Annotated in this window: 11 protein-coding genes; 4 read left to right on the forward strand and 7 right to left on the reverse strand. The window is 70.1% G+C overall.

All coding sequences use genetic code 11. From position 1 onward, the window contains the following. The first annotated feature begins 80 nt into the window (after positions 1-80). The 3 genes from ACQ7HM_RS06105 to ACQ7HM_RS06115 are packed head-to-tail and all read left to right on the forward strand — an operon-like array spanning position 81 to position 3,709. On the forward strand, positions 81-1,928 hold the full coding sequence (locus ACQ7HM_RS06105) for an NAD-binding protein (protein ID WP_434215312.1): 1,848 nt from the start codon (positions 81-83) through the stop codon (positions 1,926-1,928). An 8-nt stretch (positions 1,929-1,936) separates the two neighbouring features. After that, positions 1,937-2,413: an SRPBCC family protein gene (locus ACQ7HM_RS06110; RefSeq protein ID WP_434215313.1), complete on the forward strand. Its 477-nt coding sequence runs from the start codon at positions 1,937-1,939 to the stop codon at positions 2,411-2,413. A 45-nt stretch (positions 2,414-2,458) separates the two neighbouring features. After that, positions 2,459-3,709, forward strand: coding sequence for an FAD-dependent oxidoreductase (locus tag ACQ7HM_RS06115; RefSeq protein WP_434215314.1), 1,251 nt, complete (start codon positions 2,459-2,461; stop codon positions 3,707-3,709). A gap of 258 nt (positions 3,710-3,967) precedes the next feature. Here ACQ7HM_RS06115 and ACQ7HM_RS06120 read toward each other — a convergent pair whose 3' ends face one another. Genes ACQ7HM_RS06120 through ACQ7HM_RS06140 form a run of 5 tightly spaced genes read right to left on the reverse strand, consistent with a single transcriptional unit; the run spans position 3,968 to position 10,812 of the window. After that, positions 3,968-4,732: a hypothetical protein gene (locus tag ACQ7HM_RS06120; RefSeq protein WP_434215315.1), complete on the reverse strand. Its 765-nt coding sequence runs from the start codon at positions 4,730-4,732 to the stop codon at positions 3,968-3,970. Continuing rightward, positions 4,729-7,656, reverse strand: a complete 2,928-nt coding sequence (locus ACQ7HM_RS06125; protein WP_434215316.1) for a DEAD/DEAH box helicase — start codon at positions 7,654-7,656, stop codon at positions 4,729-4,731. The genes ACQ7HM_RS06120 and ACQ7HM_RS06125 overlap by 4 nt, the downstream gene beginning before the upstream one ends. 46 nt (positions 7,657-7,702) lie before the next feature. After that, a complete protein-coding gene (locus tag ACQ7HM_RS06130; protein WP_434215317.1) occupies positions 7,703-8,842 on the reverse strand; it encodes a GmrSD restriction endonuclease domain-containing protein in 1,140 nt (379 codons plus the stop codon). A gap of 11 nt (positions 8,843-8,853) precedes the next feature. Beyond that, positions 8,854-9,615 carry an SDR family NAD(P)-dependent oxidoreductase gene (locus ACQ7HM_RS06135; protein ID WP_434215318.1) on the reverse strand — a complete coding sequence of 254 codons (762 nt, stop codon included), beginning with the start codon at positions 9,613-9,615 and terminating at the stop codon, positions 8,854-8,856. A gap of 51 nt (positions 9,616-9,666) precedes the next feature. Beyond that, entirely contained in the window at positions 9,667-10,812 is a 1,146-nt protein-coding gene (locus tag ACQ7HM_RS06140) for an acyl-CoA dehydrogenase family protein (protein WP_434215319.1), read from the reverse strand. Positions 10,813-11,042: 230 nt separating this feature from the next. On the opposite strand from ACQ7HM_RS06140, the gene ACQ7HM_RS06145 reads away from it, so the two are divergent. After that, positions 11,043-11,255: a TOBE domain-containing protein gene (locus tag ACQ7HM_RS06145; RefSeq protein WP_434215320.1), complete on the forward strand. Its 213-nt coding sequence runs from the start codon at positions 11,043-11,045 to the stop codon at positions 11,253-11,255. Positions 11,256-11,351: 96 nt separating this feature from the next. On the opposite strand, the gene ACQ7HM_RS06150 is transcribed toward ACQ7HM_RS06145, so the two are convergent. Together ACQ7HM_RS06150 and ACQ7HM_RS06155 are read right to left on the reverse strand one after the other, a co-directional pair. Continuing rightward, a complete protein-coding gene (locus tag ACQ7HM_RS06150) occupies positions 11,352-11,645 on the reverse strand; it encodes a transcriptional regulator (RefSeq protein ID WP_434215321.1) in 294 nt (97 codons plus the stop codon). Beyond that, positions 11,642-12,106 (reverse strand): hypothetical protein, encoded by a 465-nt coding sequence (locus tag ACQ7HM_RS06155; RefSeq protein WP_434215322.1) that lies wholly within the window; start codon positions 12,104-12,106, stop codon positions 11,642-11,644. Before ACQ7HM_RS06155 ends, ACQ7HM_RS06150 begins: the two co-directional genes overlap by 4 nt. Between the last annotated feature and the right edge of the window lie 56 nt (positions 12,107-12,162).

Here is a 12,162-nt window from a genome sequence, read left to right on the forward strand (position 1 = left end):
CAATCGTCGTCTACACCGCGCTGACCACCCGCCTGCCGTCGTAAGGTCACCCCACCAGGAGTGACGGCGGAGGTGGACACGTGGCGCAGCTGCAACCGAGGCGTGAGGCGGCCACCCCCGAGAGCGCCTCGCCGCCGTCCGGGCACGTGATCGTCTGCGGCTTCGCCGGTATCGCGGTGCCCATCATCGACGGGTTCCTCGACGCCGGGGAACAGGTCGTCGTCGTGGTGCGCACCGCCGACCCGGCCCTCGACGCGGCTGTCGCCCGGTGGGGGATCACCGTGCACACCGCCGTCGTCGGCGTGGCCGACGCACTCCTCGACGCCGGGATCGCCGACGCTGTCGCGGTGGTGTGCGTCGAGGAGAACGAGCTGCACAACCTCGAGACCGCGCTGGTGGCAGGTCAATTGCGCGCCGACGTCCGCGTGATCACCCAGCTGTCGAACTCCACGGTCGCGGGGGCCATGGACGACGGGTCGACGCCGGGAGCGGTGCTCGACGTCGCCGATCTCGCCGCGCCCTCGGTGATCGAGGCCTGCCTGGGCATCGGCGACCACCACATCGACGCCGCAGGAATCGATTTCGTGGCCGCCACCGTCACCGTGCGGCAGGCGGGCACCCTCCGCGAGCGATTCGGCGACCTCGCGCCGCTGGCGGTGTCGACCCACACATCGGCGATGTCGCAGACCACGGGCCCGACCACCGTGCTGTGCCCGGGTCGCGATCACCCCGTTCTCGCCGGGGACGTCGTGACACTGCTCGGGACCACCGACGAGCTCGCCGCACACGGCATCGCGGCCGCCGACGACGAGACCCCCGTGGCACCCGCCCGTCGCCCCTCGCGGCCGCAGCGGGTGCGGGCGGCGATCCGCGGCTTCCGGGAGGACGCCAACCCCAACTTCTTCCGCATGATCGGCGTGTTGTTCTTCCTCCTCGCCCTGTCGACCACGGTGCTACGTCTGGGCTACCAGAAACCGGGCATGAGCGTCCTCGACGCCGTCTACTTCAGCACCGAGACCGTCGCCACGGTGGGGTACGGCGACTTCAACTTCGCCGATCAACCACCGGCCCTGCGTATCTGGTCGATCATCCTCATGTTCGCGGGCCTCACCACCACCGCGATGATCATGGCGTTCCTCGCCGAACTGCTCATCTCCCGACGCATTGCCGAGGCCGCGGGGCGGCGACGCGCGCGGTTCATGACCGGGCACGTCGTGGTGATCGGCCTGGGCGCGTTCGGCATCCGCGTCGCCCGCGAACTGCGGTCGCGGGGGCGCGATGTGGTGGTCATCGAACGGTCCTCGTCGAACCGCTTTCTCTCCGCCGCCGCGAAGGCCGGGATCCCGGTCATCGTGGGCGACGCCACCGTCGCCGAGACACTCTCCGACGCGCGCGTCCACCGCGCGGCCGCCGTCGCCGTGCTCACCAGCGACGACGTCATCAACATCGAGACCGGCATCGCGGTCCGCGGTGCGCTCGGTGACCGTTTCGCCGACGGCCCCGGCCGCAGCGTCCCGGTGGTGCTGCGGGTGTTCGACCGCGGGATGGGAGACGCCGTCGCCGCGCGATTCGGGTTCCGCCACGTCCGATCGACCGCGGAACTGGCCGCGCCCTGGTTCATCGGCGCGGCACTGGGCCTGGAGATCCTCGGGACCTTCTCGGTGCAGTCGACGTCGTTCATGGTCGGTCGGGTGCGGATCCGGGCCGACGGCGGGCTCGTCGGGGTCGAGATGCGCGAGTTGTCGGCCAACACCCGCGTGATCGCGATCCGTCGCGCCTCCGGCGAGGGTGGGTCGGGCGACCTCGAGTACCCGCCGCGCCGGGGCACGAAGTTCGCGTCGGGTGACGACGCCTTCGTCGTCGGCCCCTACCAGGAACTGCTCGCCGTGCTCGAACACCAACGCGCCGACGCGCGGATCAGACGATGATGTCCCGCATGACACCGGTCCTCGTCCACCACTCCCGTCGCATCCCGGTGCCCCCGTCGACGGCGTTCACATCCACCATCCCGATCGAGCTGCCGGTGCTGTTCGACCGCTGGTACGGCCCCATCCCGCCGATACGCGAGGTGCGCGACCAGACCGGCCCGTGGACCACCGCCGGCCGGCGACGCACCGTGTTCCTCACCGGAGGTGGGTCGATGCAGGAGGAGCTGACCTCGGTCGACGACCCCGCGTCGTTCGCCTACCGACTCTCGGGGGTCACCGGCGCCATGGCCCCCCTCATCGACCACATCGACGGGCTGTGGCGGTTCGACGACGCCGGCCCCGGCGCCACGACCGTCACCTGGTCGTGGACCATCCATCCGAGGTCGGCGCTCCTGCGACCTGCCGTCGTCGCGTTCGGCCGGCTGTGGCGCGGGTATGCCGGACGCAGCCTCGAACAGTTGGAGCGCCTCATCGCCACGAGCTGACGCCGACAGCACGGCCCGTGCACGGTCGGGTGGTATCGATGAGGCATGAGCGACATCGATGCGGACGTGATCGTGGTGGGTGCGGGGATCGCAGGATTGCGGTGTGCCGCGGCCCTGCGGCTGCGGGGATTCTCTGTCCGCGTGCTCGAGGCGGAGGCGGAACCCGGCGGCCGCATCCGGACCGACGTGATCGACGGCTTTCGGTGCGATCGTGGATTCCAGCTGCTCAACCCCTCGTACCCCGCGGTGAAGCGGCATGTCGACGTCGGTGCGCTCGATCTGCGTGTCGCCGGTCGGGGTGTTCGCATCGTCGACGAGTCGGCCCGAGCCTGGACGGTCGCCGATCCGACCCGCCACCCCCGGTTGCTCCCCGAGACGGTGCGGTCGGCGTTCGGCGTCGGCCTGCTACGTCCCCGGGCCGTCGCCGGCGCCGTGCGGTGGGCGCTGCCCGCCATCGGACCGGTCCGTCGGCTGGCCGGCGCCCCCGATGCGGCCCTCGCCGACGACTGGGATCGGCTCGGTCTGCGGGGACCGTTGCGTGACGCACTGCTGGCGCCGTTCCTCAGTGGTGTCCTCGCCGACGGCGTCGGGGACACCTCCGACCGCTACGTCCGGCTCGTCCTCCGCAGCTTTCTCCTGGCGACACCGGGCGTGCCGAACACCGGCATGCAGGCGTTCCCCGAACAGCTCGCCCGTACCGCCGGCGTCGCGATCGACTACTCGACCCGCGTCGAGGAGATCGACGACGGCACCGAGCCCTCGGTCCGGACCGCCGACGGTGCGATCGTCCGATCACGCGTGGTGGTGGTCGCCACCGATGCGGTCGACGCAGCGGGATTGACCAGCACACCCACCTCACCGATGCGCGGACTGTCGACGTGGTGGTTCGAGGCCGACGGTCTCGCCTCCGACACCTTCCTGCGCGTCTCGGGTGTCGGCGGTGTCGTGGTCAACACCGCCGAGATGAGTTCCATCGCACCGGGATACGCGCCGCCGGGCACGACGCTGGTGCAGGCGACGACCCTTCTCGACGACGACGGGCCCGCGGCGGAATCGCAGGTGCGCACCGAGCTCGATCGGCTCTGGGGTACCAGCACCGCGTCGTGGCGGGTCATCACACGGCATGACGTCCGTCGCGCCCTGCCCGCCCAGGCGGCCGGCACACCGTTGCGGCGACCCCTGCGGCTGGGAGAACGCCTCGTGCTCGCCGGCGACCACCGCGACACCCCGTCGATCCAGGGAGCCCTCGTCTCGGGCGGACGTGCCGCTGCCCGGGCCGCCCGCCTCCTCACCTGACCCCGCCAGTTGGGCCGTCGTTCCCGCCAGTTGGGCCCTTGTTCCCGCCGTTTGGGCCCTTGTTCTCATCCGATGGGCCGTTGAGGACCGCGGCTGAGTCGAGACGAGCGGGGTGGGCGTGAGTTCTGCCTACACCGCCATGTGACGACCGCGCCGCGCACTCGGCGAGGGCGAACGTCGGCCCAACTGGCGGAAACGACGGCCCAACTGATGCGAACGACGGCCCAACTGGCGGAAACGACGGCCCAACTGGCGCGTCTAGGTGCTCGGCTGCGGTGGGGTGCGGATGAGGCGGGCGTAGAGCTCGGCGAGCTCGTCGGTGACCTCACCGATGTCGAGGGACCCGACACCGGACATGCGCAGCGCCCGATGGAGCCCTGCGACATCGAGATCGGCGAACACGTCGATCGACGGCGGGCTCGGCAGGGGCGGTGGCGCGAACGCCGCTCCGTAGAAGTCGACGACCTCGGGTGCGCGGACGCGGGCCGGTCGGGCCGGCTCCTCGGTGTCGTCACGGAGGTGAGCGAGCAGCGTCGCGATCTCGGCGCCCATCATGGTCAGCGCGACCGACGGCGTCTTGTCGATCTGGGCGGCCATCTCGTACCCGAGCGCCAACACGTGGATGCATCGCGGCTCGTCGTCGGGACAGGTGCAGTCGCCGCGGACATCGGCCGGCTCGGTCGGCAGCACCAGCGACCCGAGGATGCGCGGCTGCTCGCCGCGCGCGACGGCGAGCAGGTCGTTCGTGGCGTCCTTCTCCCGCAGCAGCGCGACCACGGTGTCGGGTTCGACCGTCCGCATCGTCAGCGATGTCTCGAACGGTTCGACCTGGCTGCCCTGCACCAGTGCGGTGACGAGGCCGGGGCGCACCCGGACGTCGAGGATCGTGCGTTCGCGGAAGTAGGTGCGCGCCTTGCCGACCCGACGGGTGTCCTCGGGCCGGTCGATCACCGCGAGTACCGCCCGCGACCACGCCGTGAGCCCGTACCCACGGACGGGCGCGTCCTTCTTCCGGCGGCTCATTCGCCGACCGCCTCGTCGCGCAGACGCATGAGATCGAAGAGCTGATCGTCGTCGATCTGGCCGAGCCAGCTCTCCCCGGCGGTGACGGTGAGGTCGGAGAGGGCACGTTTGTCGGTGATCATCGCATCGATGCGTTCCTCGATCGTCCCGACGCACACGAACGTCCGCACCTCGACGCGCCTGGTCTGTCCGATGCGGTAGGCGCGGTCGGTGGCCTGCGCCTCGACCGCGGGGTTCCACCACCGATCCAGGTGCACAACATGATTCGCGGCGGTGAGGTTGAGTCCGGTACCGCCCGCCTTGAGTGACGCCATCAGCACCGGAGGACCTGCCGCATCCTGGAACTCGGCGACCATCCGGTCGCGCGCCGTGCGCGAGAGTCCGCCGTGCAGGAACGACACGTCGTCGCCGCACACCTTCGACAGCCACGGCGCGAGCATCTCTCCGAAGGCCGTGAACTGGGTGAAGATCAGGGCACGCTCGCCGTCGGCGACGATGTTCTCGAGGATGTCGCCCAGTAGCTCGAGCTTGCCCGATCGGTGGGTGTTGCGTCGCACCAGCGCCGAGCCGTCGCCGAGGAAATGCGCGGGGTGGTTGCACACCTGCTTCAGCCTGGTCAGCGCGGCGAGAACCGTTCGCACGCGGTGACCTTCGTTGCCCGATACCGTCGACTGCTCGCGGCCGAGTGCCTGCATCAGGTCGTCGGTGACGGCGCGGTAGAGCGCCGCCTGCTCGACCGTCAGGTTGGCGCGCACGGTCAGCTCGGTCTTCTCGGGGAGGTCGGCGATGATGGTGGGGTCGGTCTTCACTCGACGCAGGATGAACGGCGAGGTGATGGCGTTCAGCCGCCGCGCGGCCTGCGGATCACGTTCGCGCTCGATGGATTCGGCGAAGCGTGCCTTGAACACCGACGGCGATCCGAGAAGTCCGGGGTTGACGAGATCGATCACCGCACGCAGATCTTCGAGCCGGTTCTCGACGGGTGTCCCGGTGAGCGCGATGCGGTGCTGCGCGCCGATGCTCCGGACCGCGCGCGATGCCGCGGTGGCGACGTTCTTGATGTGTTGCGCCTCGTCGACCACGACGTGGCGCCACGACACCGTCTGCAACGACTCGGCGTCGCGGGTGGCGATCGCGAAGGTGGTGATGGTGACGTCGGCGTCGCGCGCGGCGGCGGTGAACGGGTCGCGCCGTGAGCGGCCGGGGCCGTGGTGGACCATCACGCGCAGATGCGGTGCGAAACGCGCGATCTCACGTTCCCAGTTGCCCACCACCGACATCGGGCAGACGATCAGCGTCGGTCCCGGTCGTTCCGTACCCGCCTCCTCACTGGACGCCTCGCGCTCGCTGCACAGCAGGGCTATGACCTGGACGGTCTTGCCCAGACCCATGTCGTCGGCGAGGACGGCACCGATCCCGAGCGACGCGAGGTGGGCCAGCCACTCCATCCCCCGATGCTGATACGGGCGGAGGTCGGCGGCCAGCGAAGCCGGCGCCGCGAGCGGATCGGGGGTCAGTGTGCCGCCGGCCGCGACCTCGTCGAGCCATGACAGGCCCGACACGCTCGTCACCGCGACGCCCAGACGGTCGGCGCCGCCGGTCACCAGTCCGAACAGCTCACCCATGTCGACGGGGTCGCCCGAGGCGGCCAGTGCGCGCTGTGTCGTGATGAACTCCGCGGCCCGGCTCAGTGCCGACCCCTCGGCGCGGATCCAGACGCCGCGGACGCGGACGAGACTTCCCTTCTGTTCGGCGAGCGACGCGAGATCGCCGTCGTCGAGGACGTCCTCGCCGATCGCCAACTGCCACTGGAAGTCCCGGATCTCCGACAGACCCACCATGACCGACCGTTCGACAGTCGCCCCGACCCCGGGACGTCCCCGCAGCGACAGCGTCGGGGTGACCGCGGCCAGGGTGCGGGGCAGCAGCACCACGATGCCTGCGCGCGCGAGATGCTCGGCGCCGGTGTCGAGGAGCTCGGTGACCAGCTCGGTGTCGAGCAGGAAGTCGAGGGTGGCGCGATCGTGCCCGGCCCGCGACAATCCGGCGAATGCCCGCACCGCACCGGCGATCTCGGTGGTCACCTCGTCGAGTTCGTGCGGGCCGAGACGGTGCAGATCGATGGGCACGTCGAGGCCGTCGTCGGTGCGGCGACACACCTGCAGCCGCCAGCGGTCGTCGGCGACGGTGTACGGGTCGTCGTCGTCGGGATACTCGGGCTCGTGGAGTCGGAGCACCAATGCGCTCTCGTTCTCGCGCACCCCGTCGGCCCACTCCTGCCACGCGGTGGACGCCGCCGACGCGCGATCGGACGACATCGGGAGATCGTCGTCGGTTCCGGGCAGCAGAGAACGCACCAGAGGTGATCGGAACACGCCGTGCGACAGACCTTCACAGCGGCGCCGGCACTCGTGATCGGTGATCTCGCGACAGAAGTCGAGAACCGATTCGGCGCCGCCGTTCGCGATCAGGACCGGCGGCGCCGCGGAGACCGCGCTCGACAACCAGGCACGCCAGGCGATACCGGGCAGGGGCGCCCATCGGGTCGACCAGCTGCCCACCGACCACGACAGCGCCGGCGTCACCGACCCGGCCGAGACGAAACGCCGTACCGACGCAGCGAGGTACGCGTAGTAGGCGAGTTCGCCGGACGCGGGCAGACCGGGTGCGTCGAGGAGGTCGGTGGCCGCCGCGGGACCCAACGTCAACGACGCCACCTGACGTGCGGTGCCCTCTCCGGGACCGTGCACGGTGATGGTGCGACGCAGGGTGCGCCCCGAGACGATCTCGGCGACCGGCGCGGGGATCGTCGCCTGGTCGGGGGCGGCGGTGGGTGCCCCGTCAGGATCGGTGAACCACAGCGACAACCCGACACCGGGACGCCAGAGAGCGTGCGTCGATCCGGCAGAGGTCACGGATTCCATCCTGGCACGGGCCACCGACGCCGAACCGATGTCGGACAGCGTCGCGTCAGCCTCGGTCGCAGGCCGTCCCGTCGCCGTCTCCGTCCAATCCCGCCCGGTAACCGGGTTCGCCCGCACGGATGGGCGCGGCACCGGCAGCCCTAGCGGCCGCACAGTTCCGGTAGTAGACGTCACCCCCGTCGGGGACGACGGGCGCGGCCGGCGGAGGTGTGTAGCGCGGAGCGGGCCGGGGCACAGGAGTCTGGGTTCGGGTCGCGGTGTCGTTCTGCGGCACGGGGGGCGGCGCGGAGACGGCGCCACACGAGGTGAGCACCCGGGTGATGGCGTCTTTCTCGGCCTGGGTGACCCAGAGCCCGTACAGCGACTTCACCTGCACCTGGCGGCTCACGTACGTGCAGCGGAACGCTCGGGCGGGCGGCAACCAGGTGGCGGCGTCACCGTCACCTTTGCGCTGGTTGGTCGGACCGTCGGTGGCCTGCAGGTTGCGGGGATCGTTGGCGAGGTCGCGACGCTTCTCGGGCGAGAGCTGTTGGGCGCCCTTCTGCCAGGCGTCGCTGAGGGCGACCACGTGGTCGATCTGGACCGCGTCGGAGGTCTGCGCGCCGCGGGTGAAGGCGACCGACGTACCCGTGTAGGGATCGGCGAGCGTCCCGGTCAGGACCACACATCCGCGGGTGCCCGGCCGCACGGTGATGCCGGTGAGATCGCGACGCAGGATGTCGTTGCGGGTGTCGCAGCCGTTGCGGCCGCCGTCGACATCGACGTCGTCGCTCCACGCCTGGCCGAATTGCGTTCGGCTGTAGCCGGTCTTGGGTGCGCGACCCTTCACTGCCAACCCGTCGAGCTGTGTCAGCGCGGCCTGGGCCTGGGTGTTCGAGCCGATGGCGGCCGCGCTCGTCGGCGCCGGTGCGGGCGGTTCGGAGGTCGTGCTCGGCGGGGCGGAACTCCCCGGCGCAGAACTCGATTCGGTGACGGTGCCCGAGGGCGTCGCGACCACGGCGGCGGCCTGATCCGACGACTGCTTGGTGTCGTCGGGGGCGATGAGACCGACCGCTACGACCGCGCCGATCGCCGCGACGGCGATCCACGGCCACCGCCTGCGTCGCCGTGACGACGGCGCGCCGCCGCTCTTGTATCCGTCGGGGCGTGTCCAGTCGGGCAGGCCGCCGGGGTCGTTCGTCGACATGGCCTGGTGCGCTAGGTGATCGACACGCCGCCGTCGACGACGATCGTCTGGCCGGTGACGTATCCGCCGGCGGGTGAGGCGAGCCAGACCGCGGTGGCGGCGAGCTCGGCGGGATCCCCGGTTCGGCCCAGCAGCTGGCGCGGTTGCTGCGATTCGAGGTAACCGTCGTGGTACTGGTCGGTCATCTCCGAGGCGAAGAAGCCCGGTGCGATCGCGTTGACGCGGATGCCCTTTCGGCTTCCCCACTGCTGCGCGAGGTCGCGCGTGAGACCGATGACCCCGGCCTTGCTGGCGGCGTAGGCGGCCTGCGGCAACCCCGCGGTGGTGATGCCGAGGATGCTCGCGATGTTGATCACGGAGCTGCCCGGTGCCATCACCCGGCCCGCGGCCTGCGCCGTCCAGTACGAGCCGTTGAGGTTGATGTCGATGACCGAGCGGAACTGCTCGACCGTCTCGCGCGTCGCGGGCACCGCGGTACCCACGCCGGCGTTGTTGATCAGCACGTCGACCTGACCGAACTCCGCCATCGCGGCGTCGACGAGCGCGGCGCACGCCTCGGGTTCGGCGACGTCGGTGGCCACGGTCAGCGCCTTCGCGCCGGCCGATTCGACCATCGACTTCGTCTCCGCGAGCTTCTCCACCCGGCGGGCAGCAAGGACCACCGACGCACCGGCCTCGGCCGACGCCTTCGCGAACGCGACACCGAGACCGGCGGACGCGCCGGTGACGATGACGACCTTGCCGTCGAGTCGGAACATGTCGAGAACGGACACCAATGTCTCCTCGTGTGGTCGGGCCCCTTCGAGGGACGCTACCGGCACGGGCTACAGGCCGAGATCGCGGCCGATGATCTCCTTCATGATCTCGTTCGAGCCGGCCCAGATCTTGGTGACGCGGGCGTCCTTCCATGCCTGGGCGATCCGGTACTCGTTCATGAACCCGTAGCCGCCGTGCAGCTGCAGGCAGGTGTCGAGGACGGCGTTCTGGATCTCCGCGGTCCACCACTTGGCCTTGGCCGCGTCGGGGGCCGAGAGCTCGCCGTCGGCGTGGGCACTGACGCACGCATCGACGAACGCCTGCGTGACGTCGATCTTCGTGGCCATCTCGGCGATCGTGAACTTGTTGAACTGGAACGAACCGACGGCCTGGCCGAAGGCCTTGCGCTCGCTGACGTAGGCGAGGGTCTCGCCGAACAACGCCTTCGCGTGCGCCAGGTTCGACACCGCGCAGTTGAGGCGTTCCTGCGGCAGGAACGTCATCATGTGGACGAACCCGCGGTCGACCTCACCGATCACGTTCTCGGCCGGCACGCGGACATCGGAGAAGAACAGTTCGGCGGTGTCGGACTCGGGCTGACCGACCTTGTCGAGCTTGCGACCCCGCTCGAAGCCGGGCATGCCCTTCTCGATCGCGAACATGGTGATGCCCTTGGCCTTCTTGTCCGGCGAGGTCTTCACCGCGGCGACCACGAGATCGGCGTTGTAGCCGTTGGTGATGAAGGTCTTGGAGCCGTTGATGACCCAGTCGGTGCCCTCCTGGCGGGCGGTGGTCTTGATCCCGGCCAGGTCGGATCCGGCGGCGGGCTCGGTCATCGCGATCGCGGTGACGATGTCGCCGGTGCAGAACCCGGGCAGCCACCGCTGTCGCTGCTCGTCGGTGGTCAGCTGGGTGAGGTACGGCGCGACGATGTCGACGTGGATGCCGAACGCCGAGGGCAGCGCGGCGCTGACGCCCGAGAGAACCTCGGTGAACATCGCGTTGAACCGGTAGTCGCCGGCCTCGGAGCCGCCGTAGGTCTCGGGGACCTCGAGGCCGAGGAAGCCGGATTCACCGGCGCGCTTCCAGATCTCGCGGTCGATGTAGCGCTGTTCGATGATCGACTCGTGCCGCGGCGTGACGTAGCGGTCGACGAATTCCTGGGCCGATTCGCCGAAGGCGACGTGGTCGGGTCCGTACAGGGTCCTGCGCATGATTCTCCTCGAGGTGGCGCGCGGTTACCCACGGGTAACCACAGATGAGACCATGCTGCGCGACCGACGAGTCGTGGTCAAAACGTGCGGCGTGACCTCGCAGATGCGGTCACCGCACACCGCGGTGCCCGCGCGAGCGGACGTGGTGGCGGAGGCCGACCGATGGTTGTTAGGTTGCCGCTGTGAGCTGCGGTTTCGTGGCTCGCCCGCCACGAGAGGAAACGTCACCGATGAGACTGTCCACGCGCAACCAGCTGACCGGCGTCATCACCGAGGTGACGCTGGGCTCGGTCATGGCGACGGTGAAGATCGCGCTCGAGCCGGGCGGGCAGACGGTGGTCTCGTCGATCACCAAGGAGGCCGTCGAGGAGCTCGGACTCACCGTCGGGCAGGCCGCGACCGCACTGATCAAGTCGACCGAGGTCACCGTCGGCGTCGAGTGATCGCCGACCGCTGCTGAAAACTGCCCCGAGACGACGCTCCGAGGGAACATTCCCCTCGATGCGCGGTCTCGGGGCAGTTTTCCGTAGGCCTACCGTTCAGCTCGCCCCGCCCACGATCGCCTGCAGCGCGGCGACGTGACCGTCGAACGCGGTGCGCCCGTCGTCGGTGATGCGGGCACGCACCGTGCGGCGTGACCCGGTGGTGGGCCGTTCGGTCGCGACGTAGCCCGCGCCCTCCAGCGTCGAGAGCTGTTTGGACAGAGCCGAATCCGACATCGACAGTCGATCGCGGAGATAGGCGAACTCCACCCAGTCGGCGGCGGCCAACGTCGCCATCAACGTGAGGCGCGTGCTGGGGTGGATGAGTTCGTCGAAGCGCGCGAGCGTCATGCGCCCAGCCGGCGCCGCAGCGTGCGCAGGATCTCGGGCCCGCCGAAACCGACCACCGCCGCGACGATCACCGCCGCCCACAGCTGCGGATGGTCGGCTCCGTCGGCGTCGAGGGCCAGCGCGGCGACGACCGTGAGACCCACCAGCGCGAGCAGCATCGCCACGACGACCACGGGCACGCGTCGATCGGCGACCTCGCGGCTCACCTGCAACTTCGCGGTGCGACGCCGTCCCTCGAGCAGGCGCGAGGCGGCGATCGAGTGGCCGACGCCGAACGCGATGGTCCCGACCGTCGCCACCCAGGCCGGGCCGTAGGCGCCGATCACGCCGAGAGCGATCCATGCCGCGGCGAGAACCCACCAGTAGGCGCGGGGGAGGCCGATCTCGTCGGCCACGTGATCACGCGCCTGTCCGACCGAATCGAGCGCTGCGCGAGCCTGTTCGGGGTCGATGTCGTTCATGAGAAACCTCTTTCCTGGTTGGAAAGTAGCTTCTACTTTCCAACCAGGAAAGTCAA

The sequence above is a fragment of the Williamsia sp. MIQD14 genome (assembly GCF_051025635.1).
Classification (GTDB): domain Bacteria; phylum Actinomycetota; class Actinomycetes; order Mycobacteriales; family Mycobacteriaceae; genus Williamsia_A.